Origin of the sequence: Lentzea sp. NPDC003310 (assembly GCF_040610935.1) — a bacterium.
Taxonomy (GTDB): Bacteria; Actinomycetota; Actinomycetes; order Mycobacteriales; family Pseudonocardiaceae; genus Lentzea.
Genome location: NZ_JBEXNC010000011.1, coordinates 1 through 24,021 on the forward strand (window position 1 = coordinate 1; position 24,021 = coordinate 24,021).

Below are 24,021 nucleotides of genomic sequence, written 5' to 3' on the forward strand. Positions count from 1 at the left end.
GTCGGCCTTAAAAGCCGGGCTGAAAAGCGCCCGGCCGATCCGCGAGGGGTAGCACCTCGCACCCAAAGTCAAGCCCCGATCGCCGAGGCCGGGGCTTATCGCCTCGCAGCGCGCCGAGGTTCAGACGGCTCGCTTCGCATCGCCACGCCAGGCTGCGTGCGTGGTTGCCTTGCGCGGGCGGGCGCCTGTTCGATCGTGGTTGTCTGCTTGCGTGGGCGCGTGATGCGGCTGGCGCCGGCTTCATGCCCGCCCGCTGCCCGCTGCCCGCTGCCCGCAGCCTGCCGCCCGCGCGTCTGCCCGCTTGCCCGCCGCCGTCCGCCCCGCCGCCCCGTCTGCCGCCCATCCGCTCGCCGCCCGCCCACCCGCTCGCCGCCCACCCGACTGCCTGCCGCTCGCCCCGCCATCCCGTCCCGATTGGTGTGCGACTGCGGGTTCGCTCTGCGGGGATTTTCCGGGGAACTTCGAGGGGCTCGCAAACGTTCGCGGTTGGCGAAAAGTGCTGCTCGTAGCACGGATTCCCGGTGGTGGATACCCCGGATGGACCAGCGATCCGGTCAGAGATCAACGAGTTGGAACCTGTGATTGGCCACTGGGTACGGCGTGGTACTGGAGGGCTGTTAGAGTCGCGGGCTGAACCCGGATGTCCTCCGGGTTGCTTGGTCGTGGCTACCTGACTCGGCCTGCCAACTACCGCATGTGCCGGTCCCTGGGGGTCGGCAACGCTCAGGAGGTTCGCGTGCTCGGCGCATTCCGCTCGGCTCTCGCGACGCCGGATCTACGCAAGAAGATCCTGTTTACGCTCGGGATCATCATTGTGTACCGGCTTGGTGCGACCATGCCCGCGCCGGGCGTGTCCTTCAAGAACGTGCGGGCGTGTGCTGAACAGCTCGAGAGTCAGAGCATCTACTCGCTGATCAACCTGTTCAGCGGTGGCGCACTGCTCAACCTGTCGGTCTTCGCGCTGGGCATCATGCCCTACATCACCGCGAGCATCATCATCCAGCTGCTCACCGTGGTCATCCCGCGGTTCGAGCAGTTGAAGAAGGAAGGCCAGGCCGGCCAGGGCAAGCTGACGCAGTACACGCGCTACCTGACGATCGGTCTCGCGATCCTGCAGTCGACCGGTCTCGTGGCGCTGGCGGTGCGCGGGCAGCTGTTCGGTGAGTGCGACCAGGACGTCATCCCGAACAAGGACAGCATCTTCACCCTCATCGTGCTGGTCATCACCATGACCGCCGGTACCTCGGTCATCATGTGGCTGGGTGAGCTGATCACCGAGAAGGGCATCGGCAACGGCATGTCGTTGCTGATCTTCACCGGTATCGCCGCCCGCATCCCGGCCGAGGGCAAGAACATCCTCGACAAGAGCGCCCTGACCTTCTCGCTCGTCGTCGTGGCAGCCCTTCTCATCATCGCGAGCGTCATCTACGTCGAGCAGGCGCAGCGCCGCATTCCGGTGCAGTACGCCAAGCGCATGATCGGTCGCCGCATGTACGGCGGCACGTCGACGTACCTTCCCCTCAAGGTGAACCAGGCCGGCGTCATCCCGGTCATCTTCGCCTCTTCGCTGCTGTACCTGCCGGACCTGATCGTGCGCCTCACCCAGGGCTCCTCGACCGAGCAGAACTGGTTCTCGACCTTCGTGCAGACCTACCTGGTCAAGCAGTCGAGCTGGGTGCACATCGCCACGTACTTCCTGCTCATCGTCTTCTTCACGTACTTCTACGTCGGCATCACGTTCAACCCGGACGAGCGTGCTGACGAGATGAAGAAGTTCGGTGGCTTCATCCCCGGCATCCGCCCGGGTCGCCCCACCGCCGAGTACCTCAAGTTCGTCCTGGGCCGCATCACCCTGCCCGGTTCGCTCTACCTCGGCATCGTGGCGATCCTGCCGAACCTGTTCCTGGACCTGACCGGCGACGGCCAGAACCAGAACTTCCCGTTCGGCGGTACCGCGGTTCTGATCATGGTCGGTGTCGGCCTCGACACCGTGAAGCAGATCGAGAGCCAGCTCATGCAGCGCAATTACGAAGGGTTCCTCCGCTAGATGCGACTCGTTCTCGTTGGCCCGCCTGGCGCGGGCAAGGGCACCCAGGCCGAAGTTCTGAGCCGCAAGCTCGGCGTGCCGCACATCTCGACGGGCGACCTCTTCCGGTCACACATCAGCAACCAGACCGAGCTCGGGCTGGAGGTGCAGAGCATCCTCGACGAGGGCGCTCTCGTGCCGGACTCCATCACGAACGAGATGGTGCGCAAGCGGTTGGCCGAGGCGGACGCGGCGGACGGGTTCCTGCTCGACGGGTTCCCCCGCAACGTCGCCCAGGCCGACAAGCTGGGCGAGTTCCTGGCCGTCGGCGGCCACTCGCTCGACGCGGTGCTGGAGTTCCGGGTCGACGAGGACGTCGTGGTGGAGCGGCTGCTCGCCCGCGGGCGCACGGACGACAAGGAAGACGTCATCCGGCACCGCCAGCAGGTGTACCGCAACGAGACCGCGCCGCTGCTGAGCTACTACGCGGACAAGGTCATCTCCATCGACGCGGTCGGCGAGATCGACGAGATCAGCGAGCGTGCGCTCGCCGCGCTGAACGAGAAGTGACAGGCGGGCTGCTTCAGCGGTTCCGTGCTGTCGTCACAGGTGCAACAGATCGTGAAGGCATGAGCAAGATCGAGATCAAGACCCGCGGCCAGCTGGAGGCCATGCGCGCCTCCGGCCTGGTCGTGGCACGTGCGCTGCGCAACGTCGTGGACGCGGTCAAGCCCGGGGTCACCACCTGGGAGCTCGACGAGATCGCCGAGCAGACCATCCGCGACGCCGGCGCCGTCCCGTCCTTCAAGGGCTACCACGGCTTCCCGGCGAGCATCTGCGCGTCGGTGAACGACCAGATCGTCCACGGCATCCCCAGCAAGACGCAGGTGCTGGCCGAGGGAGACCTGATCTCCATCGACTGCGGCGCGATCCTCGACGGCTGGCACGGCGACTCGGCCGTCACGGTCGGCGTGGGCGAGCTGTCTCCCGCGGACCACAAGCTGTCCGAGGCGACCCGGCTGTCGATGCTCGCGGGCATCGAGGCGGCGCTGCCCGGCGGCCGGCTCACCGACATCTCGTTCGCCATCGAGTCCTCGGCCATCGAGTCGGGGGAGCGCGACGGCATCGAGTACGGCGTGGTCGCGGACTACGGCGGCCACGGCATCGGCACCAAGATGCACATGGAGCCGTTCCTGCCGAACTTCGGCAAGCCCGGCAAGGGGCCCCGGCTCAAGGTCGGCATGGCCATCGCGATCGAGCCGATGCTCACGCTCGGCACCGACGACTCCCAGGAGCTCGAGGACGGCTGGACCGTCGTCACGCTCGACGGCACGCGTGCCGCGCACTGGGAGCACAGCGTCGCGATCACCGAGGACGGCCCCTGGGTGCTCACCGCGCCCGAGGAGACCAAGTAGTCCCCAGGTTCTGGACATAGCCCCGTTCGCCTCGCGGTGAACGGGGCTATTTCGTTTGTCGGGCCCGATACGGTCGAGGTGACGAACGAGTCCAATGCTTGGGGGCATTGTGGGGGTCACCCGTTTCGTCCTGTCCACCCTTCTGATCGCACTAGCAGGCTGCGCTGCCTCTAAGCCGGCCACAGATCTGACCTACCAGGACGTGCCGGCTGAGCGAATAGCCGACCGGATCTTCCTGGCCGACGCCATCGCGGCTGCGGAGGGCTGTCAGCCACCGTTCTCCGACGTGCTCGTGCGGCGTCCGAACTTCGTCAGTCCGCCGCCGCCCGTCGACGGTGGCTGTGGAGGCCGTAGTCGCGCCTCCGCGCCGTGGGAGTACATCGACGCCGTGAGTCGCATCACCGTCCTGCACGACGTGGTCGTGCGTGAGTGGGAGGTGCTGCTGCAGTCCGGTCCGGAGGCCGCGGAGACGCGGGCCATCGGGACGACGTTGCTGAGCTGCCTCGATCGGGCGGGGTTCGTCCAGCGCGAACCCGGCGACCCGAGCCTTGCGAGCTACGGCATTGGATCGGGCGACGTCGCGCTCAACAACGCAGCTCAGAGGTGTTCCGACGACACCGGCTACGGGGATCGGACCGCCGCCCAGCGCCTGCGGACGCTCAAGTCGGTGCTCGGCAGGCACGAGTCCGAGATCAACGACATCGCGCGCCTGCGGCCCGTGCTCGAGCGGGGCGCACGGCCCGGCGAGGGCCGGGAGCGGACCCGATTTGGGTTGCCGCAGTGAACTGCGTACACTGGTCAGGTGGCGCACCAGTCGCGCCGGTTCTGTCATGCCCTTGCAGGTGAGATCGAACCGGGATGACGCGCGTCCAAAGGTTATTACCACCGTCACGAAACGCGGAGGACATGGGCAAGAAGGACGGGGCCATTGAGGTCGAGGGCCGCGTAGTCGAGCCGCTCCCCAACGCGATGTTCAGGGTCGAGTTGGAGAACGGTCACAAGGTACTCGCGCACATCAGCGGCAAGATGCGACAGCACTACATCCGCATCCTCCCTGAGGACCGGGTTGTCGTGGAGCTCTCGCCCTACGACCTGTCCCGCGGGCGCATCGTCTACCGCTACAAGTGACCTCCAGTAGCAGGAGATCTCAGGCGTGAAGGTTCAGCCGAGCGTCAAGAAGATCTGCGACAAGTGCAAGGTGATCCGCCGTCACGGCCGGGTCATGGTGATCTGCGAGAACCTGCGCCACAAGCAGCGCCAGGGCTGAGCAGTTCCACTTCGCGCTCGTCGGGTTCTTCGATGACGCAGTAACGAGAAGCCTCCTCGCACCTACCGCACGCCGGGCTTTCAGGCGTGCGGACACCCCCGGATTCCAGGCCGGGGCCGGGACACCGGCTGTGAGAACAGCCGGAACGACACACAGCGAGTCAGTCACCGGAATTGGGCGAGGAGCAGACCTGGAAGTAATCGACAGGAGTTAACCGCCACATGGCACGACTCGCTGGCGTCGACCTCCCCCGCGAAAAGCGGATGGAGATCGCGCTCACCTACATCTTCGGCATCGGTCGTACGCGCTCCAAGGAGCTGCTCGCCGCCACGGAGATCTCCCCGGACCTCCGGGTGAAGGATCTGACGGACGACGACCTCGCCAAGCTGCGGGACCACATCGAGACGAACTACAAGGTCGAGGGTGACCTTCGCCGTGAGGTCGCGGCCGACATCCGTCGCAAGATGGAGATCGGCTGCTACGAGGGTCTTCGGCACCGTCGCGGCCTGCCCGTTCGCGGACAGCGCACGAAGACGAACGCCCGTACCCGCAAGGGTCCGAAGAAGACCGTGGCCGGCAAGAAGAAGGCCGGCAAGAAGTAAGACCTCGCGTCTACTGCACTCGACTTAGGAGTTCGTTTTGCCACCCAAGTCCCGCACGGGAGCCGGGGTCAAGAAGATCCGGCGCAAGGAAAAGAAGAACGTCTCGCACGGCCAGGCGCACATCAAGAGCACGTTCAACAACACCATCGTGTCGATCACCGACCCGATGGGCAACGTGATCTCGTGGGCGTCCGCCGGCCACGTGGGCTTCAAGGGCTCGCGCAAGTCCACGCCGTTCGCGGCGCAGATGGCTGCCGAGAACGCCGCCCGCAAGGCCGCCGAGCACGGCATGCGCAAGGTGGACGTGTTCGTCAAGGGTCCCGGCTCCGGCCGTGAGACCGCGATCCGTTCGCTGCAGGCCGCCGGTCTCGAGGTCGGTACCATCCAGGACGTGACCCCGCAGCCCCACAACGGCTGCCGCCCGCCCAAGCGGCGCCGGGTCTGAGGCACGGGGAGGAGTAAGAACTAATGGCTCGTTATACGGGACCCGCGACGCGCATCTCGCGTCGCCTGAAGGTCGACCTCGTTGGTGGGGACCAGGCGTTCGAGCGCCGTCCGTACCCGCCCGGCCAGCACGGTCGTGGCCGGGTCAAGGAGTCCGAGTACCTGCTGCAGCTCCAGGAGAAGCAGAAGGCTCGCTACACCTACGGCGTGCTCGAGAAGCAGTTCGTCCGCTACTACAAGGAAGCGGTTCGTCGCCCGGGCAAGACCGGTGAGAACCTGCTCCAGATCCTCGAGGCCCGCCTCGACAACGTGGTGTACCGCGCGGGCCTCGCCCGCACGCGTCGCCAGGCTCGCCAGCTGGTCAGCCACGGTCACTTCCTGGTCAACGGCCACAAGGTGAACATCCCGAGCTACCAGGTGTCGAAGTTCGACATCATCGACGTGAAGCCGAAGTCGATGCCGACGCTGCCCTTCGAGGCCGCCCGCGCGTCGTTCGGTGACCGCCCGATTCCCGCTTGGCTGCAGGTCGTTCCGTCGAACCTGCGCATCCTCGTGCACCAGCTGCCCGAGCGCGCGCAGATCGACACGCCTGTCACCGAGCAGCTCATCGTCGAGCTCTACTCGAAGTGATCCTCTCCGAGCCATCGTCTCTTGTGGACGGTGGCTCGGGTCGGGTCCCGCATCGGCGCGAAGGGTGTGCCGAGTGCGTTTGCCGGTCCTCGTGTCCGGCTGTTGTTGACAGCGTCAAATAGTGGGCGCTGTTGTCGAAAGGTAGAACCCAGTGCTGATTTCCCAGCGCCCCTCGCTCGGCGAGGAAGCGGTCTCCGAGACCCGTTCCCGGTTCGTCATCGAACCGCTGGAGCCGGGCTTCGGTTACACGCTCGGCAACTCGATCCGCCGCACGCTGCTCTCGTCGATCCCCGGTGCTGCTGTCACGAGCATCCGCATCGACGGCGTGCTGCACGAGTTCACCACGGTTCCCGGGGTGAAGGAGGACGTCACCGACGTCATCCTGAACCTGAAGGAGCTCGTCGTCTCGTCCGAGGAGGACGAGCCGGTGACCATGTACCTGCGCAAGCAGGGCCCCGGTGTGGTGACCGCGGGCGACATCGTGCCTCCGGCCGGTGTCACCGTGCACAACCCCGACCTGCACATCGCGACCCTGAACGGCAAGGGGAAGCTGGAGATCGAGCTCGTCGTCGAGCGCGGTCGCGGCTACGTCCCGGCTGTCCAGAACAAGCAGGCGGGCGCCGAGATCGGCCGCATCCCCGTCGACTCGATCTACTCGCCGGTTCTCAAGGTGACGTACAAGGTCGAGGCGACTCGTGTCGAGCAGCGCACGGACTTCGACAAGCTGATCCTCGACGTGGAGACCAAGCCCTCGATCACCCCGAGGGACGCGGTTGCCTCCGCGGGTAAGACCCTGGTGGAGCTGTTCGGCCTCGCTCGCGAGCTGAACATCGACGCCGAGGGCATCGAGATCGGCCCGTCGCCGGCCGAGGCCGACACCATCGCCGCGTTCGCGATGCCGATTGAGGACCTGGACCTGACGGTCCGGTCTTACAACTGCTTGAAGCGGGAAGGCATCCACACCGTCGGCGAGCTCGTGTCGCGCAGCGAGGCGGACCTGCTGGACATCCGCAACTTCGGTGCGAAGTCGATCGACGAGGTCAAGATGAAGCTCGTCGGCCTCGGCCTCGCCCTGAAGGACTCGCCTCCTGGGTTCGACCCGTCCGCGGCTGCTGCCGACTACCACCCCGGTGACACGGGCTGGGGCGCCGGTGCCGGCCTGGACCCGCACGACGACGGCCAGGACTACGCGGAGACCGAGCAGCTCTGACGCTCTCAGAGCCAGAGGATCTCTTTCAGTTACAGGAGTAAGCGATGCCCACCCCTACCAAGGGCCCCCGGCTCGGTGGGTCTCCGGCGCACGAGCGGCTGCTGCTCGCCAACCTGGCGACGGCGCTGTTCCAGCACGGCCGGATCAAGACCACTGAGGCCAAGGCGAAGCGGCTGCGTCCGTACGCCGAGAAGATCATCTCGAAGGCCAAGGTCGGCGACCTGCACAACCGTCGCGAGATCATGAAGGTGATCCGCGACAAGGACGTCGTCCACAAGCTGATCGCCGAGATCGGTCCGTTCTTCAGCGACCGTTCCGGTGGTTACACCCGCATCACCAAGACGCTGGCGCGCAAGGGCGACAACGCCCCCATGGCCATCATCGAGCTGGTGCAGCAGAAGCTCGTCTCCACCGAGGCCGAGGCTGCGCGCAAGACCAAGTTCGCCAAGGACGAGAAGCCGGCCGAGACCGCCGTCGTCGACCAGGACGCTGACGCGCCCGAGTCCGCGACCAAGGACGCTGCCGACGAGCCCGCCGAGGGCGCTGTCGAGGTCGACGGCGAGCCGTCGGCCGAGGACGTCAAGGCGGAAGAGGCCAAGGACGAGTCCAAGGACAAGTCCTGACTCTGAACGCTGACGAGCCCGTCGTTCCCGGTTCCGGGGGCGGCGGGCTCGTTCGTGTGCGCCTCGACCTGGCGTACGACGGAACCGAGTTCTCCGGCTGGGCCCGTCAGCCTTCGCGGCGGACCGTCTGCGGTGTCCTCGAGGACACCATGTCGATGGTGCTGCGCGAGGACGTCGTGCTGACCGTGGCCGGTCGCACCGATGCCGGCGTGCACGCCAGTGGGCAGGTCGCCCACGTCGATCTCCCTGCCGCCGTGGATGTCGCCGGGCTGCCGAAGAGGCTGGCCCGGGCGTTGCCCTCGGACGTGCGGGTTTTCTCTGCTCGCGTGGTGCCTGAAGCCTTTGACGCCCGGTTCTCGGCGTTGCGTCGGCACTACGAGTACCGCGTGACCGATGCTGCGTTCGGCGCGCATCCGTTGCGGCGCTTGGACACCCTGGCCTGGCCTCGTCCGCTGGACGTTTCCGCGATGAACGTGGCCGCTGGGTTGTTGTTGGGGGAGCACGATTTCTGCGCTTTTTGCAAGCGGCGTGAGGGGGCTACCACGATCCGCGAGCTGCAGCGGCTCGAGTTGGTGCGTGGTGGTGATGGGGTGATCACGGCGTTCGTGTCCGCTGATGCGTTCTGCCACTCGATGGTTCGGTCGCTCATCGGGGCGTTGCTGGCTGTTGGGGAGGGGCGGAAGGCTGTCGAGTGGCCTGGGTCCCTTTTGTCGTTGAGCGGGCGTGCCAGCGGGGTGACTGTGGCTCCTGCGCACGGGCTTGCGTTGGTCCGGGTGGATTTCCCGGATGAGTCGGAGTTGGCGGCTCGGGCTGAGGCGACTCGGCGGGTTCGCACGCTGTCCTGACCCGTCGCGTGGGTTGTTCGTGCGTGGGGCGTTGAGTCCTGTGGCAGCGGTTGCTTCCTGGGGACTCCGCCCCCAGACCCCCACAAGCTGATCAAAGACCGGCCAGCGGCCCTTGCGCCTCGCGTCCTGCCCCTCCGTCCCGCCTCTGCCCCTCTTCGTGCAAAAGCAGAGCCCCCGGCTTCCCGGGGGCTCTGTCACGGCTGGTGCGGCTGGATCAGATGTCGAGCGTCCACGAGTCGATGTGGCCCGTGTCCTGGCGGTAGAGGTCGCGCACCCTCAGCTGCCACGTGCCGTTGGCGTCCTCCGCCGACACGTTCACCGCGTAGGTGGCGTTGAGGTCGTCGGCGCTGTCGGAGCCGTTGCTGACCTTCAGGGTCTTCACGGCGCCCGAGGGGGCGATGAGGGACAGTTCCAGGTCGCCTCGGTAGGTGTGCTTGATGGCCACCTTCACGGAGGCGGTGGCGCTGGCCTTGCCCAGGCAGTCGGCGATGGTGATGGGGGACTTGACCTCGCTGGCGTCCGGGATGGCGGTGTCGGTGTCGTTGGTCGCCGCCGGGCACTGGCCGGGCGGGTTGCCGGGGGCCGTGCCGGTGATGTGGAGCAGCTTGTTCGGGCTGCCGGTGCCGGGGGTGGTGACAACGTCCGAGGTGGCGTTGTCAACGAGGGCGTCCCGGACCTGCTGCGGGGTGGCGGTGGGGCTGGAGCCCAGGTAGACGGCGGCTGCGCCCACGACGTGCGGGGTGGCCATCGAGGTGCCGCTGATGGTGTTGGTGGCCTCGTCGTTGGTGTGCCACGAGCTGGTGATGTCGCGGCCCGGGGCGAAGATGTCCAGGCAGGTGCCGAGGTTCGAGAAGCTCGAACGGGCGTCGGTGCGGTCCGTGGAGCCGACCGTGATGGCTTCCGGGGTGCGGGCCGGGGAGGTGTTGCAGGCGTTGCCGCCGTTGTCGTTGCCGGCGGCGAGGCCGTAGGTGACGCCCGCTGCGATGGAGCGCTTCACGGCGTCGTCGACGGTCTGGTTGGCGCCGCCGCCGAGGGACATGTTGGCCACCGCGGGCTTGCGGGCCGGGTTGGCCTGGACGTCGGCGGTGACCCAGTCGATGCCTGCGATGACGCCTGCGAAGGTGCCGCTGCCGGAGCAGTTCAGGACTCGGACGGCGACCAGCTTCACGTCCTTGGCGACGCCGTTCTTCGTGCCGCCGACGGTGCCCGCGACGTGGGTGCCGTGGCCGTTGCAGTCCGAGGCGTCGGCATCGTTGTCAACGGTGTCCGTTCCGGACACCGCCCGGCCGCCGAAGTCCGCGTGGGAGATGCGGATGCCGGTGTCGATGATGTACGCGGTGACGCCCGCGCCCCTGTTCGGGTAGGTGTAGCTGTTGTCCAGCGGGAGGGCTCGCTGGTCGATGCGGTCGAGGCCCCAGGACGGGGTCGGGGTCTGCGTGTCGGAGACGCGGACCTCGCCGTCCTGTTCGACGTGGGCGACGGCCGGGTCCGCTGCCAGGCGCTTGGCCTGGGCTTCGGACATCTGCGCCGAGAAACCGCGCAAAGCGGACTTGTAAGTGTGCTTCACCTTCGCGCCGTACTTTGCGCTCAGGTCGTCTGCGCTCGCCGTGCTCACGTCCTTCAGCACGACGATGTAGTTGTCCTTGACCGCGTTGGCCGCCCCGAGGTTGCGAATCTCCCCCTCAGGCGCAGCGGTGGCCGAGACGGACGAAAGGACGAGCGCAGTGCCCGCCACCAGTCCGATTCCGGCCGCTCGTCTGGCCCACGATTCTCCCATAGCAGCAAGCTCCCTCGTCGCAGGGTTGTGCAGGTGAGAATTTTCTTAGTGGTGCGGACTGAATGGGCACAAGACGGTCCACGACATTGCCATCGAATGCCGAATCAACAGATTTGCTGCGGTTTGTGAATTAGTTGGTTCCGCTGATCTATGGACAAAACAATTGCGCCCCGAACGGTTGTCCGTTCGGGGCGCTTGTTCAGCTATTTCGTCTGTCTTCTCAATCGCCCCTGCGGACGGCTCCCAGGATCTGCTGTTCGGCGGGCGTGGTGTACAGGCGCAGGTGCGCCCACATGTCCTGGCCCATCGCGATGACCTGGTCGTCCTTGAGCTGCGTCAGCTGCTGGAACATCTGCGGGCGCAGGCGCCACATCTGGCCCGCGAGCTGCGCCTGGCCCATCGGGAGGCGCTGCAGCAGCACGAGGTCCGCGTTGTTCGCCGTGGACGACGCCTGCGGGTGCAGGTACGGCAGCACGTACATCGTGGTCTGCCACGGGGCGCGCGGCGGGAACAGCTCCTGCGGGACGTGGCCGCCGTCGTGGATCACGAGCAGCGGCATGTCCTCCGTCGGGCGCGGGAGGTCCGCCGGGGACAGTCGGCGCAGCTGCACCAACTGAGACGGACGGCCGTCCGGGCCCTGGCCCGCGGCGCGCACGACCGGCTGCCACGCCTGGGGGCGGCCGGTGGCGATGATGATCCACGCGCCGGTCGCCATGGCGCGCAACGCGATCTGGCGCGCCAGGTACAGGCCGCCCACGACCACCATGCGGGTCGGCGTCGGGCGCAGCACGGACACGGTGAGCGGCTCGCCCTTCGTGCCCTGGCCGAGCATCATGCCGCCGCGGTCACCGCTCGGGCTGACCAGGTCGAGCATGTTCGGCGACACCAGGAACTCCGGTGCCACGGCACCGCGGCCTCGTGTGTCGAGCAGACGGGACGACGAGCTCATGCGACACCTCCCAGCGGCAGCGTCGCGGCGAGGCCCGCGAGCTGCATGCCCCGCAACGGGGTCAGCGTGATGTCGAGCTTGTCACCCAGCTTCGCGAGCTGGTCCTCGGCCCTGCCGAGCTCGCTCGGCGTGCGGGCGCTCACCCGGACCAGACCGCGCAGCGACACCTGACCGTCCTCGCGGGACGGTGAGATGGACATCGCGAGCGTCGACGAGAGAGCGCGCACACCGGTCAGCGCGTTCAGGTTGCCCTTGAGGCCCTTGGACGGCCAGCCGGTGATCGCGTAACTGGCGTGCCCGACGCCACCCGCGGTGACGCCCGACCACTTCTCCCGCAGCGACACGGGGTTCGTGCCGCCGACGGCCGCGGTGAGCTCGGCCGACGAGATCGCCGCGCGCAGCAGCTCGTCCGAGTCGAGGGGACGGATCGTGACGCCGGCGGACTCCAGGGCGTTGCGGACGCGGGACAACGCGCCGATCAACGCGCGGTGGGCGCCGACGACGCCGCCGCCGCGCTCCCGGATCGCCTCGCCGCAGCGGCGCGGGTCCAGCCGGACCGTGATCCACGTGGTGCGCCGGGCCGCCGCGGGCAGCGGGCCGAGCACCTCCATGTACGAGCTGACGGCCGGCGAGTTCGGCGGAAGTGCCGCGCTGCCGGGGTAGCAGTGCCAGATCACCGTGATCGCGTCGAGCACGACACCGCGGTCCTCGAGGCACGGTGTGAGCGCTCCCAGCGGCAGCGACGGGGCCGAGCCGACCGCGGAGATCAGCGGCGGCGTCGGGTCGACCAGCAGCACCGCGGTCCACACGCCGTCGTGCCACGACAGCGCGAGCGGGCGGCGTTCGTGGTCGACGCCCTTCGCGATCACCAGGTCCGGGATCGCGAGGCGCAGCAACGCGACGCGGGGGTCCTCCGGGCCGAGCACCTGCAGCTCGTCGTCACCGGGCTTGGACTCCGCCGGGTCCTGCCGCTGCGCGGTCCGGCTGTGCGACCGGAAGTTGTAGCGCAGGCGGACGCCGATCCACTGGGTGAGCCAGCGGCCACGCGACCGGGTGAAGGCCAGGACCAGTGCGATGAGCAGCACGCCACCGGCGATCGAGACGGAGACGACGTTCAGCGCGTCGCCCTTCTTCACGCCCATGATCGCCAGCACGAGGAGGGCGATGGCGAGACCGACCTCGATCGTGACTACGTTCGACACGGGCAACGAGCCGAGGCTCACGCCCGCGGCTCTGCGACGGACACGCCCGACCGGACGCGGAGGCGCGGGTGCCTGCTGGCCAGGACCCCCAGGACCCCCTGGGCCCTGCGGCCGTGCCATCCCTGGGTTGGGCCGGGGCGGATGTGGAGTCTTCACGGACATCCGTTGTGGTCTCTTTCCCCTCGATGGTCGGTGGGCTTGGCGAACCGGCCCACGGAGCAACCTGCGTCCGGCTATCCTGCCGAACCGTACCGCGACTGGGAGAGCAGCGAGCCGAGAATGGCATCAACACCCACCACCAAGGCACAGGTCCAGGCCTACCGATTCGTCTTGAAGCGGATGCAGTCAGCTCTGGTCCGCAGAGACGCGGTGATGCTCAACGACCCGATGAGCACCCACTCGCGCGCGACAGCCGTGGGTGTGGTGCTGGGCGTTCTCGGTCTGATCGTGTTCCTCGTGATCGGGCTCTTCAGCCCGGCACCGAGGCTCGACGACCAGACCCAGATCGCCATCAGCAAGGAGACCGGCCAGGTCTACGTGGTCGACGCCTCACCCCGGCGGCTGATCCCGATGACGAACCTGGCGTCGGCCCGGCTGCTGTGGCTCTCGCGCCAGAGCCCGGACGCCCAGCAGGGCCAGGGCGGCGGTGACGCCCCGGCCGGACAGGCGGGCGTTCCGCAGGAGGCCGCGGGCGGCACCCCGAAGCTCGTGAGCGAGAAGGCGCTGGCGAACCTGCCGCGCGGCAGGCTCACCGGTCTGCCGGACGCGCCGGACGTGCTCCCCAAGCAGGACCTCCGCATCGACGCGCAGTGGTCGGTCTGCGACACCCTCCAGCTCGACAAGTTCCGCGAGGACCAGGCGGCGGAGAACCAGATCCGGACCTCCGTGATCGCGGGCGTCAGCGGCGGCAACCCGGAGTTGGGCGGCGAGGCCGTGCTGGTGCAGCAGCGCACCGGTGCCAAGAAGGCGTACCTGATCTACAAGACGCCGCAGAACCTGCGCGACATCTCGTCGTCGACGGTCCGCGCCGAGGTCGACCTGAAGAACGACCGGGTCGTCAACGCCCTCAAGCTCACCGGCAAGAAGCCCCGTGCCATCAGCACCGCCCTGCTGAACGCGATCCCCGAGGTCGCCCCGCTCATCGCGCCGGTCATGCCGAAGCAGGGCCAGCAGGCCACGTACGTCACCGAGACCAAGGTCAACGTCGGTGAGGTCGTCCAGGTCGAGCGCCAGAACGGCTTCGAGTCCATGGTCGCGCTGGAGGACGGCTTCCAGACCGTCGACGAGACGGTCGGCGACCTGCTGCGCTACGCGTACTCGAACAACCGGGCGGCGATCAGGCTCTCGCCGAGCGCGGTCGCGAACCACCGCAGCCCGGCGAAGCCGCTCGAGCTCACGTCGTACCCGGAGAAGATCCCGACGACGCTGGAGCCCAACCCCAACAACGTCGTGCTGTGCCTGGGCTGGAAGGCCGAGAACGTCACCGCCGACAACCGGGCCGAGCACACGACGGTCACCATCGGCTCCGCGCTGCCGGGCCCGAAGGACATGACCCCGGCCGAGCTCGGTGCGCCGGGTGCGGGCGGCGAGATCATCGACCAGTTCCTGATGCTGCCGGGCAAGGCCGCCGTCGTGCGGGCGAGCCAGGGCAAGAACGACTTCGGGACCGGGCCGGTGCAGATCGTCACGGGTCGCGGTGTCCGCTACGGCGTCCCGGACGCGGCCACGGCGGCGGCGCTGGGTCTCGACGGGACGTTCCCGCCGGCACCGAACCAGATCCTGAGCCTGCTGCCGATGGGGCCGCAGCTCAACAAGAACGAGGCGAACCGCAGCTACGACTCGATCCCGGTGCCCGGCAAGGGCGCGATCAAGGATCCGCAGGCGGTTCAGCAGAAGTAGCGGAACCACTCCGGGTGCATCACCGTCGAATGCGGACAAACGCACCCGGAGTTCGGTAGGGGGATTCGCTGTGGCCGGTCGGATCAGCGTCGATGCCGAGTGGTTGGAGAAGTACGCCGACCGCATCGACGGGACGACGGACGACCTGAGGCGGGTGCGGGACGCCATGAAGGTGTCCCCGCTGCGCCCGCAGTCGTTCGGCGAGATCGGCAGGACCCTCGGTACGGCGCAGGGGTACGCGCGGGCGGCCGAGTTGCTGAACTCGCAGCTCGGTCGTGCCTGCGACGTGCTCGACGCCGCGGCCAAGGGGTTGCACGCGGTCGCCGCGCAGCACGGGCGCGGCGACGAGGAGGCCCTGCAGGCCATCAAGAAGGTCGAACGGCGGTAGGGGCTGTGGTGACCAAGGACGGCAAGCAGATCGCGGCCGAGGTGGGTCCCGAGCTCGACTACCTCTCGCGGGTCAGCCGCAAGCTCGGCGTCGTGGACCTCGTGCACGACTTCTTCGACCCGCTCGTCGGCGACTGGAACGACCTGCGCGACGAGGCCGAGCGCTGGCGCAAGGCCGCGAAGGTGACCGAGGCGGTCAACAAGCACGTCACGGCACCGCTCGGCGGCGTCGACGCGCGCTGGGAGGGCAAGGACGCCGACGCGTTCCTCGACCACATGCGCAAGGTGGGCCTCGCGGGCGGCGACCTCTCCGACGCGATGAACGCCATGGCGGACGCGCTGGAGGAGACCGCGGACGGCGTGCGGGTCATCGTGCAGGACATGGCGCACGTGCTCGCGGACGCCGCCGACTCGGTGTCCGGCACGGCCGCGCTGCCGGTGGACGGCGACCAGCGCGCGATCCGGCACATCGAGGAGCTCAAGGACCCGGTGCGCGAGCTGCACGAGTCCGCGCGGCAGGTGCTGGAGGCGTTCCTCAAGCTGTGCGAAGGGGTCTCCGGGGACGCCGGCGGCTTCGGTGCCGTGCGGATGGAGCACAAGTACCCCGAGCAGAACTGGACCTACACGGCGCCCGCCAAGCCCGCGGCCACGCTCCCGCAACCGGCTGCGGCCTCGGTCACGGCGGCCGCGGGCAGCGGTGCCGGCTCCGGCGGTGGCGCGGTCGGTGGTGGCGGCGGCGGAGTCGGTGGAGGGGTCGGTGGCGGCGTCGGTTCGGTGGGTGCGCCCGCCGCTGCCGCGACACCCGAGCAGCCGATGCAGTTCGGAGGCGCCACAGGCGTCGCTGAGCAGGTTCCCCCGGCGGACAAGGGTGCCGGGGCCGGTGCGGCTCCCGCGGCGGCTGGTGGCCGTCCTGGGGCTGCTTCCGGGGGCATGGCGGGCGGTATGGGCATGGCGCCGATGATGGGTGCCATGGGTGGGCAGCAGGGCGGCGACAAGGAGCACAAGCCGCGGCAGCGCCTCACCGGGTCGATCGAGGACCTGCTCGGCAAACCCAAGAAGGCCGCGCCGAAGTCGATCGGCGACGACGACTGAGTTCCTTCCAGACCGACGAGAAGGGCCCCGCCGGACTGCTCCGGCGGGGCCCTTCTCGTCGGTCGGCTAGGCCGGACTGCCGCGCTTGCGGTTGAGCGAGTTGCGGATGAACAACGTCAGGGCCAGCAGCAGACCACCGACGCCGATGCCGCTCAGCGCCACGATGATCGGCGGCCAGTCGAGCCCCTGCGGAGGCGTGACGTCCGTGTTCATCTGCTTCAGCTCCGCGGCGGTGAACCCGGCCGCCTCACCCGGCAGCACGGCGGTCAGCGCGGCGACGGGGTTGACCATGCCGAAGCCGGTCTTGTTGTCCCTGCCGGTCACGTTGCCGGGGTGCAGCGCGGTGGCCTTGAGGCGCTCCATCACCTGGCGCGCCTTGAGGTTCGGGAACCGCTCGCGCACCAGCGCCGTGATCCCCGCCACGTACGGCGAGGCGAAACTGGTGCCCTTGATGTCCTGCACGCCCTGCGCGGTCACGTTGGCGTTGGTCAGGCCGGTGCCCTTGGGGTCGACGGAGATGATCTCCTCGCCCGGCGCGGCGATGCTGACCCAGGGGCCCCAGACGCTGAACGACGAGACCGCGCCCGAGCGCGAGATCGACGCCACGGACAGCACGTCGTCGGCGAACCACGCCGGCGACGAGACCGAGTTGACGTTGGCCGGGTCGAGGTTGCTGTTCTGCTGGGCGCAGCCCGTGCCCTGGTCGCTCAGGTTGCCGGCCGCCGTGACGATCACGGCGTCCTTGACGTCCACCGCGTACCGGATGGCGGCCTGCAGCTTCTGGTCGTCCGCGCTGAACCCCTTGGGGGAGCTGCAGTTCGTCAGCGAGATGTTGATGACCTTGGCGTTCTGGTTCGCCGCGCGGACGATCGCCTGCGCCAGCGTGCCGACCTTGCCGGCGGAGGCGCGCTTCTCGTTGTTCGCGTCGCCCTTGAACTCGAAGCGGTCGCTCGTCTGGCGGATCGCGAGGATCGTCGCCTCCGGTGCGGCGCCGACGAAGTCGCCCTCCGTCTTCGCCGCGGCGGCGACCCCGGCGACCTCCGTGCCGTGACCGTCGCAGTCGTCGAGGCCGTTCTGGTTGGCGACGTAGTCGCCGCCGCCCTGGACCCGGCCGCCGAAGCGCGGGTTGCGCGGGTCGACGCCGGTGTCGATGATCGCGATCTTGACGCCGGCGCCCGTCGCGAACCGGTGGGCCTGGTCCAGGTTCAGGTGGACCTGGCCCCACGGCATGTACTCGATCAGCTCGCTCTTGGTGTCGGACTCCACGCACCCCTTGGTGGTGCGCTCGTACTTCACGTCCGGCACGCCCTTGTCCTCGGGAGGCCCGACGTTCGCCGGGAGTTCCGGCGGCACCGAGTTCGACTTCGGTGCGACCGCCGAGGAGGACGGCTGAGCGGAGGCCTGCGGCAGCGTCCCCGTCAGCAGAAGCAGACCGGCGGTCGCGGCCGCCGTGGTGCGCCTGATGCCGGACCTCATAGCGTGATCAGACCTCGGAACACCTGGTACATGTCCATCACGGCGAGCGCGAGCGGCAGCACGGAGGCGATCAGGATCGCCTCGATGATGTCGACGGTGCGACGCAGCGGCGGCGAGAACTTCTGGCCGGGGAAGATCACACCGAGCACCAGCGCGAGCGCGCCCAGCACCAGCAGCGTGCCGAACACGAACGCGATGCGCTCGAACGACTGCGAGATGACCAGCCAGCCGAGCAGGATGCCCGCGCTCGCGACCATGCCGGTCGACAGCAGTGCGACGGCCTGCGCGCCGTTGGCGTACGCCCGGCCGCGCATCATCAGCACGATCGCGACGACGACGCCGTAGATCGGGCCCCAGATCGTCTCGGAGGACGCGGCGACGATGGCGGCCAGTGCCGCGACCACGCCGGTGCCGATGATCATGCCGGTCAGGTACTCGTGCGCGACGGCCGTGCGGCGCTCGATGACCGCGTACTCCGGGAAGCCGCTGTCCTCCTTGAGGTCCTCGGCGTTCGTCGGCACGACGGGCGGCGGGATCTTCGCGAGCTGCAGCGTGAGCCTCGGCAGCATCGACAGCGCGGCGAGCGCCACGGCACCGGTCGCCGCGGCCACGCCGGGCAGCGGGTGCTCGACGAACGTCGCGACGAGGAACGCGAGCGCCACCAGCGTGCCGCCGGTCGCGGCCGCGATGAACACCGTGATGCCCTGCCCGATCAGCAGGATGCCGCCCCACGCGAAGATCATCATCAGCGCGGACGCCAGCAGCATCTTCGGGTTGAAGCCGACGCCGGGCACCGCGTGGTAGCCGGCGACGAACGCCAGCGGCAGCGAACCGCACGCGGCGATCAGCACACCGGTCGAGACGGCGTTGTAGGCCCGCGCGATGGTCGAGCCCGCCGCCAGCAACGCGATCGCGCCGACGCCACCGGCGATGGCGGCCGCGAGACCGCTGCCGGAACCCGCCGTCGTGATCGGGCCGGACAGGAACAACGCCACCGCGGACGCGATCAGCGCGAGCGCGCCGGCGAGGTGACCGAACTTCTGCGCGGTCTCCTTGGTCCACGGCCGGAACGAGTCCGGATCGGACTCCGCGATCGCGTCGACGACGTCGTCGTACAACGGCGGAGGCGGATTCTCGTTGCGGCGCCGCAACTGCAGCAGCTCGCCGTCGACCACGCCGAGCGACGCCAGGGTGCGCGCGGGGTCGAGCGGGCTGTCGCCGAGCTTCGCGAGGCACCAGCCACCGTGCCGTACGCCACCGTCCGGAGTGGCCTCTCTCGCCATGTCCAGCAGCATCGGCAGGAGATCGGCCACCGCCACGTCGGCAGGCAGCGCGACGTCGATACGCGTTCGAGGTGCCACCACCGTGACACGGCTGAACACCGTCGTACCGGTCGCCACCAGGGCCCCCTAAGTCAGATCAGTGCTAACAAATCAACGGCCCGACCTTATTGGTCCACCTGGGCGGTTGCCGGGCGGCCCTAGTATGGCCTCACCGACGTCTCCTGCACGTGTCGTTTGCAGAACACGTTCGGTCAGGTTTTTTCCAGACCCACCTTCGCGACGCGCGCGGATGCGCAATAGTGTCCGTTGCTACTGGTGGCGTAACGAGTCGAAGAGGTGCCTGTCAGTTGAGCACGCTGCAGTTCAAGCGAACGGCACGCCTTGCTGCTCCCCGGCCTCCGGGCGGTGAGGTCCACCTCGAACCGCCACCCGAGGTCCCCCGCATCATCCCGGGCAACATCATGATGAAGGCGATGCCCGTCGTCATGATCGTGGCGTCCGTCGGCATGATGGGCATGATGCTCGTCTTCATGCCGCGGCAGCCCGCGGCGATGATCATGCCGGGCATGATGATGATCTCGACCATCGGCATGATGGCGAGCGGCATGGGCTCGGGCAAGGGCCAGAAGAAAGCCGAGATGAACGAGGACCGCAAGGACTACCTGCGGTACCTCGGCCAGATGCGCGACCGCGCCCGCGAGGCCGCCGACGAGCAGCGCGCCGAGCGCGAGTGGGTGCACCCGGACCCGCAGATGCTGTGGTCGCTCGCCACCACCCGGCGCATGTGGGAACGCCGTCAGAACGACCCCGACTTCTGCCACCTGCGCGCCGGACGGGGGTCGCAGCGACTCGCGACCCGCCTCGTGCCGCCGCAGACCGGTCCCGTCGAGGAGCTGGAGCCGATCGCGACGCTGGCGCTGCGCCGGTTCGTCCGCGCCCACTCGCTCGTGCCGGACCTCCCGATCTCCATCGCCCTGCGCGGGTTCGCCGCGGTCGGCCTGCTCGGCGAGATCGAGGACCGCCGCGACCTCGCGCGCGCCCTCATCGCCCAGCTCGTCACCTTCCACGCCCCGGACGACCTGCTGATCGCGGTCGTCAGCGCGGGCCGCACCAAGCAGCTGTGGGAGTGGGCGAAGTGGCTGCCGCACGCGCAGCACCCCACCGACATCGACGGCATCGGCCAGCGCCGCATGATGGCGAACTCGCTCGCCGAGATCGAGGCGATGCTGGACGAGAACCTGCGCGACCGGCAGCGGTTCACCCGCAACGCCCCGCCGCCGCCCGACCAGCCGCACATCGTGATCGTCATCGACGACGGCGACATCAGCCGCGAAGAGATGATCATCCTCGAGGAGGGCCTGGTCGGCGTCACGCTGCTCGACCTCTCCGAGTGCCTGGGCAACCTGACGGCGCGGCGCGGTCTGCGGCTCGTCGTCGAGAACAACCAGCTGGGCGCCCGCTCCGCGAGCGGTGTCGAGTGGTTCGGCGCGCCGGACCGGCTGACCATCGAGGAGTCCGAGGCCCTCGCCCGCCGCCTCTCGCCGTACCGCATGGGCGCGGCCGGCGACGCCGGTGGCGACAGCGGCGAAGACCCGTTGGCGATGAGCAACAACCCGCCGCTGCTCGAGTTCATGGGCATCCCCGGCGACCCGATCACGTTCGACGTGCAGCAGGCGTGGCGGCCGCGGCCCAAGCGCGACCGCTACCGCATCCCGTTCGGCATCGGCGAGCACGGCCAGCAGGTCGAGCTCGACATCAAGGAAGCGGCCGAGGACGGCATGGGCCCGCACGGCCTGTGCATCGGCGCGACCGGTTCCGGCAAGTCGGAGTTCCTCCGCACCCTGGTGCTGGGCCTGCTGGCCTCGCACTCGTCGACGGCGCTCAACATGATCCTCGTCGACTTCAAGGGTGGTGCGACGTTCCTCGGCCTGGACAAGGCCCCGCACGTCGCCGCGACGATCACCAACCTCGCCGGCGACCTCAGCCTCGTCGACCGCATGAAGGACGCCATCGAGGGCGAGGTGGCCCGCCGCCAGGAAGAGCTGGCGAAGGGCAACTACAAGAACGTCTGGGACTACGAGAAGGCCCGCGAGAACGGCGCCCAGCTCGACCCGCTGCCCGCGCTCTTCATCTGCATCGACGAGTTCTCCGAGATGCTGACGGCGAAGCCGGACTTCATCGACATCTTCCTCCAGATCGGTCGTGTCGGCCGGTCGCTGCAGATGCACATGCTCCTCGCGTCGCAGCGACTGGAGGAGGGCAAGCTGCGCGGTCTCGACACGTTCCTCTCGTACCGGATCGGTCTGAAGACCTTCAACGCGGCGGAGTCCCGTGCGGCGATCGGTGTGCCCGACGCCTACGAGCTGCCGCCGATCCCGGGCTCGGGTTACCTGAGCGTGCAGGGCATGCCGCTGACCAGATTCAAGGCGCTCTACGTCTCGGGCACCTACCGCCCGGCGGGCATGCAGTCCGTCGGCGAGTCGGTGGCCGTGCGCAGCGACAAGCGGCCTCGGTTCTTCGTGCCGGACTTCATCGAGATCCCGAAGGAGCCGGAGCGCCCGATCGAGCCCGTGAAGGTCGCGGAGCCGGTCAAGGAGGACGCGAACGAGCCGACCCAGCTCGAGCTCATCGTCAACCGGCTCGTCGGTCAGGGCCCGCCCGCGCACGAGGTGTGGCTGCCGCCGCTCAACGAGCCGCCGACGATGGACACGATGCTGCCGCCGCTCGACGTGACGTCGGACCGCGGTCTCACGTCGCCGGGCTACCCGGCCAACAGCACGCTGCAGGTCCCGGTCGGCATCGTCGACAAGCCGTTCGAGCAGCGCCGCGACCTGCTGTGGGCGGACTTCTCCGGTGCCGCGGGCCACGGCGCGATCGTCGGTGGTCCGCAGTCCGGCAAGTCGATGATGCTGCGCACGCTCATCGCGTCCATGGCGCTCACCCACACGCCGGAGGAGGTGCAGTTCTACTGCATCGACCTCGGTGGTGGTTCGCTCGCCGCGATGGAGGACCTGCCGCACGTCGGTGGTTTCGCCGGCCGTCTCGACGTCGACAAGGTCCGCCGCATGGTGGCCGAGCTCCAGACGCTGATCGCGGAGCGCGAGCTCCGCTGGCGCGACCAGCGCATCGAGCTCGCCGAGTTCCGCAACCGCAAGCGGCGCGGTGAGATCAAGGACGACGCCTTCGGCGACGCGTTCCTGGTCATCGACGGCTGGATGAACTTCCGCCAGGAGTTCGAGATGGTCGAGCCGCAGGTCCAGGCGCTCGCCGCCCAGGGCCTGTCGTACGGCGTGCACGTGATCGTCGGCGCGAGCCGGTGGGCGGAGATCCGGCCCGCGATGAAGGACCTCCTCGGCACCCGGTTCGAGCTGCGCCTCGGTGACCCGAGCGAGTCCGAGGTCGACCGCAAGGTCGCCATCAACGTGCCGCCCGGCCGTCCCGGCCGCGGCATCACCATCGACGGCGCCACGGGCCGCAAGCTGCACTACCTCGTCGGCCTGCCGCGCATCGACACCTCGCAGGACCCGACCACGGTCACGTCGGGTGTCGCGGACCTCGCGGCCAAGCTCACCCAGTCCTGGCAGGGCCCGCACGCCCCGCAGGTCCGGATGCTGCCCGACCTGCTCGACCACGCGCAGTTCATGCAGCACGTCCAGCAGACGTTCCCGAACCGCGGCCACCTGGTCCCGGTCGGCGTCAACGAGGACGAGCTCGCACCGGTCTACCTGGACTTCGACGCCGACCCGCACTTCATGGCGCTGGCCGACGGCGAGGCGGGCAAGACGAACATGCTGCGCACGATCGTCCGCGGCATCATGCAGAGCTACACCTCGTCCGAGGCGTTGATCCTGCTCGCGGACTACCGCCGCACGATGCTCGGCTTCATCGACACCGACCACCTGCTCAGCTACGCGGTGTCCGGTCCGCAGTTCACGCAGAACGTCCAGGAGGTCCGCGGTTCGCTCGCCGGCCGCATGCCCGGCCCGGACGTCACGCAGGAGCAGCTCAAGAACCGGTCCTGGTGGAAGGGTCCCGAGGTCTTCGTCATCGTCGACGACTACGACCTCGTCGCCCCGCAGGGCGGCCAGAACCCGCTGCAGCCGCTGTCGGAGTTCATCCCGCAGGCGAAGGACGTCGGTCTGCACATCGTCGTGGTCCGCCGCATGGGTGGTGCGTCCCGCGCGTTGTACGACCCGATCATGGGCAAGCTGAAGGAGATCTCGGCGCCGATCTTCGTGGGTTCCGGCTCGAAGGAGGAGGGCAACATCATCGGCAACCTCAAGCCGTCGCCCCAGCCTCCGGGCCGGGGCACGCTGGTGACCCGAAAGCACGGTCAGCAGCGCATGCAGTTCGCCTGGATCCCGCCGGAGTAAAGACTCACCGCACACGCCTTCGTGGGTGGTTCCGCCGATGTGGCGGGACCACCCACGAGTCGTTTCGGTGGTGTGCCGTGGGCGGGCCACTTGCGGTCGTTTCGGTGTTCCCACAAGGGCGTGCGCAGGTCCCGCGAACGCAAAAGGCCCGTGGCCGAAGCCACGGGCCCGCACGGGTGGCAGGGGACCACCCGCCCCCCATTGCTCGATCCGGGAGGCCCGCCGCGGCCAAGAGGGAGGCGGCCGCGCCGGGCGTTCCGGATCCGGTCCGGTGGAGGTCCCCCAGGCTGACTGCTCCGAACCGGCTGGTGAGAACTCTGCCGGACGCCGCTCACGTGCCGCTCACGTCTCGATCACACCGGCCGCGGAAAGTGAAAGGCCCGCAGCCGAAGCTGCGGGCCCTGACCGAACAGCAGGGGACTGTCCGGTTCCCCCATGACCGGTTCCACCCGGGCCGCACCACTGGGGAGGGGCGGCCAGAGCGGAGCACGGCGGTCGTGACACCCCCCAATGCTTCGTTG

General features: G+C 68.7%; 21 protein-coding genes. 16 read left to right on the forward strand and 5 right to left on the reverse strand.

The window, feature by feature from the left end:
• Nucleotides 1-736 precede the first annotated feature (736 nt).
• The 12 genes from secY to truA all read left to right on the forward strand — a co-directional run bounded on the left by secY (nucleotide 737) and on the right by truA (nucleotide 9,062).
• Nucleotides 737-2,047 carry a preprotein translocase subunit SecY gene (gene secY, locus ABZX02_RS23015; protein ID WP_355300624.1) on the forward strand — a complete coding sequence of 437 codons (1,311 nt, stop codon included), beginning with the start codon at nucleotides 737-739 and terminating at the stop codon, nucleotides 2,045-2,047.
• Nucleotides 2,048-2,596, forward strand: coding sequence for an adenylate kinase (locus tag ABZX02_RS23020; protein ID WP_285643076.1), 549 nt, complete (start codon nucleotides 2,048-2,050; stop codon nucleotides 2,594-2,596).
• 59 nt (nucleotides 2,597-2,655) lie between these two features.
• Nucleotides 2,656-3,441 (forward strand): type I methionyl aminopeptidase, encoded by a 786-nt coding sequence (gene map, locus ABZX02_RS23025; protein ID WP_355300625.1) that lies wholly within the window; start codon nucleotides 2,656-2,658, stop codon nucleotides 3,439-3,441.
• Nucleotides 3,442-3,643: 202 nt separating this feature from the next.
• Nucleotides 3,644-4,225 carry a hypothetical protein gene (locus ABZX02_RS23030; RefSeq protein ID WP_355300626.1) on the forward strand — a complete coding sequence of 194 codons (582 nt, stop codon included), beginning with the start codon at nucleotides 3,644-3,646 and terminating at the stop codon, nucleotides 4,223-4,225.
• A gap of 122 nt (nucleotides 4,226-4,347) precedes the next feature.
• Nucleotides 4,348-4,569: a translation initiation factor IF-1 gene (gene infA, locus ABZX02_RS23035; protein WP_005166804.1), complete on the forward strand. Its 222-nt coding sequence runs from the start codon at nucleotides 4,348-4,350 to the stop codon at nucleotides 4,567-4,569.
• A gap of 25 nt (nucleotides 4,570-4,594) precedes the next feature.
• Nucleotides 4,595-4,708, forward strand: a complete 114-nt coding sequence (rpmJ, locus tag ABZX02_RS23040) for a 50S ribosomal protein L36 (protein WP_010148647.1) — start codon at nucleotides 4,595-4,597, stop codon at nucleotides 4,706-4,708.
• Nucleotides 4,709-4,929: 221 nt separating this feature from the next.
• A complete protein-coding gene (gene rpsM, locus ABZX02_RS23045; RefSeq protein WP_045309821.1) occupies nucleotides 4,930-5,310 on the forward strand; it encodes a 30S ribosomal protein S13 in 381 nt (126 codons plus the stop codon).
• Nucleotides 5,311-5,347: 37 nt separating this feature from the next.
• Nucleotides 5,348-5,755, forward strand: a complete 408-nt coding sequence (rpsK, locus tag ABZX02_RS23050) for a 30S ribosomal protein S11 (RefSeq protein ID WP_086669042.1) — start codon at nucleotides 5,348-5,350, stop codon at nucleotides 5,753-5,755.
• Between the two features lie 23 nt (nucleotides 5,756-5,778).
• A complete protein-coding gene (gene rpsD, locus ABZX02_RS23055) occupies nucleotides 5,779-6,384 on the forward strand; it encodes a 30S ribosomal protein S4 (protein WP_030472035.1) in 606 nt (201 codons plus the stop codon).
• Between the two features lie 151 nt (nucleotides 6,385-6,535).
• Complete coding sequence (locus ABZX02_RS23060; protein WP_089915248.1) at nucleotides 6,536-7,594, forward strand: DNA-directed RNA polymerase subunit alpha; 1,059 nt, start codon at nucleotides 6,536-6,538, stop codon at nucleotides 7,592-7,594.
• A gap of 44 nt (nucleotides 7,595-7,638) precedes the next feature.
• Nucleotides 7,639-8,217 carry a 50S ribosomal protein L17 gene (rplQ, locus tag ABZX02_RS23065; RefSeq protein ID WP_355300627.1) on the forward strand — a complete coding sequence of 193 codons (579 nt, stop codon included), beginning with the start codon at nucleotides 7,639-7,641 and terminating at the stop codon, nucleotides 8,215-8,217.
• A 56-nt stretch (nucleotides 8,218-8,273) separates the two neighbouring features.
• Nucleotides 8,274-9,062 (forward strand): tRNA pseudouridine(38-40) synthase TruA, encoded by a 789-nt coding sequence (gene truA / locus ABZX02_RS23070; protein WP_355300628.1) that lies wholly within the window; start codon nucleotides 8,274-8,276, stop codon nucleotides 9,060-9,062.
• A 214-nt stretch (nucleotides 9,063-9,276) separates the two neighbouring features.
• Here truA and ABZX02_RS23075 read toward each other — a convergent pair whose 3' ends face one another.
• The 3 genes from ABZX02_RS23075 to eccE all read right to left on the reverse strand — a co-directional run bounded on the left by ABZX02_RS23075 (nucleotide 9,277) and on the right by eccE (nucleotide 12,990).
• A complete protein-coding gene (locus ABZX02_RS23075; protein ID WP_355300629.1) occupies nucleotides 9,277-10,839 on the reverse strand; it encodes a S8 family serine peptidase in 1,563 nt (520 codons plus the stop codon).
• Between the two features lie 220 nt (nucleotides 10,840-11,059).
• A complete protein-coding gene (locus ABZX02_RS23080; RefSeq protein WP_355300630.1) occupies nucleotides 11,060-11,788 on the reverse strand; it encodes a hypothetical protein in 729 nt (242 codons plus the stop codon).
• Nucleotides 11,785-12,990, reverse strand: coding sequence for a type VII secretion protein EccE (gene eccE, locus ABZX02_RS23085; protein ID WP_355300631.1), 1,206 nt, complete (start codon nucleotides 12,988-12,990; stop codon nucleotides 11,785-11,787). The genes ABZX02_RS23080 and eccE overlap by 4 nt, the downstream gene beginning before the upstream one ends.
• A 279-nt stretch (nucleotides 12,991-13,269) precedes the next feature.
• Here eccE and eccB point away from each other — a divergent pair, with 279 nt between their 5' ends.
• The 3 genes from eccB to ABZX02_RS23100 all read left to right on the forward strand — a co-directional run bounded on the left by eccB (nucleotide 13,270) and on the right by ABZX02_RS23100 (nucleotide 16,368).
• Entirely contained in the window at nucleotides 13,270-14,889 is a 1,620-nt protein-coding gene (gene eccB, locus ABZX02_RS23090) for a type VII secretion protein EccB (protein ID WP_355300632.1), read from the forward strand.
• Nucleotides 14,890-14,959: 70 nt separating this feature from the next.
• Complete coding sequence (locus ABZX02_RS23095) at nucleotides 14,960-15,277, forward strand: type VII secretion target (RefSeq protein WP_355300633.1); 318 nt, start codon at nucleotides 14,960-14,962, stop codon at nucleotides 15,275-15,277.
• Nucleotides 15,278-15,285: 8 nt separating this feature from the next.
• Nucleotides 15,286-16,368: a hypothetical protein gene (locus tag ABZX02_RS23100; protein ID WP_355300634.1), complete on the forward strand. Its 1,083-nt coding sequence runs from the start codon at nucleotides 15,286-15,288 to the stop codon at nucleotides 16,366-16,368.
• A 66-nt stretch (nucleotides 16,369-16,434) separates the two neighbouring features.
• Here the strand turns inward: ABZX02_RS23100 and mycP are convergent, their stop codons facing one another.
• A complete protein-coding gene (mycP, locus tag ABZX02_RS23105; RefSeq protein WP_355300635.1) occupies nucleotides 16,435-17,844 on the reverse strand; it encodes a type VII secretion-associated serine protease mycosin in 1,410 nt (469 codons plus the stop codon).
• Nucleotides 17,841-19,244: a type VII secretion integral membrane protein EccD gene (gene eccD / locus ABZX02_RS23110; protein ID WP_355300636.1), complete on the reverse strand. Its 1,404-nt coding sequence runs from the start codon at nucleotides 19,242-19,244 to the stop codon at nucleotides 17,841-17,843. The genes mycP and eccD overlap by 4 nt, the downstream gene beginning before the upstream one ends.
• A 230-nt stretch (nucleotides 19,245-19,474) precedes the next feature.
• Between eccD and eccCa the strand changes: the two genes are divergently transcribed.
• Nucleotides 19,475-23,500, forward strand: coding sequence for a type VII secretion protein EccCa (gene eccCa, locus ABZX02_RS23115; RefSeq protein WP_355300637.1), 4,026 nt, complete (start codon nucleotides 19,475-19,477; stop codon nucleotides 23,498-23,500).
• The last annotated feature ends 521 nt before the right edge of the window (nucleotides 23,501-24,021 follow it).

Excerpts from the sequence above, each read along its gene's own strand:
- ABZX02_RS23020 (WP_285643076.1), top strand. The coding sequence starts at position 2,048 with ATGCGACTCGTTCTCGTTGGCCCGCCTGGCGCGGGCAAGGGCACCCAG.
- map (WP_355300625.1), top strand. The coding sequence starts at position 2,656 with ATGAGCAAGATCGAGATCAAGACCCGCGGCCAGCTGGAGGCCATGCGC.
- infA (WP_005166804.1), top strand. The coding sequence starts at position 4,348 with ATGGGCAAGAAGGACGGGGCCATTGAGGTCGAGGGCCGCGTAGTCGAG.
- rpsM (WP_045309821.1), top strand. The coding sequence starts at position 4,930 with ATGGCACGACTCGCTGGCGTCGACCTCCCCCGCGAAAAGCGGATGGAG.
- rpsD (WP_030472035.1), top strand. The coding sequence starts at position 5,779 with ATGGCTCGTTATACGGGACCCGCGACGCGCATCTCGCGTCGCCTGAAG.
- rplQ (WP_355300627.1), top strand. The coding sequence starts at position 7,639 with ATGCCCACCCCTACCAAGGGCCCCCGGCTCGGTGGGTCTCCGGCGCAC.
- ABZX02_RS23075 (WP_355300629.1), bottom strand. The coding sequence starts at position 10,839 with ATGGGAGAATCGTGGGCCAGACGAGCGGCCGGAATCGGACTGGTGGCG.
- ABZX02_RS23080 (WP_355300630.1), bottom strand. The coding sequence starts at position 11,788 with ATGAGCTCGTCGTCCCGTCTGCTCGACACACGAGGCCGCGGTGCCGTG.
- eccB (WP_355300632.1), top strand. The coding sequence starts at position 13,270 with ATGGCATCAACACCCACCACCAAGGCACAGGTCCAGGCCTACCGATTC.
- mycP (WP_355300635.1), bottom strand. The coding sequence starts at position 17,844 with ATGAGGTCCGGCATCAGGCGCACCACGGCGGCCGCGACCGCCGGTCTG.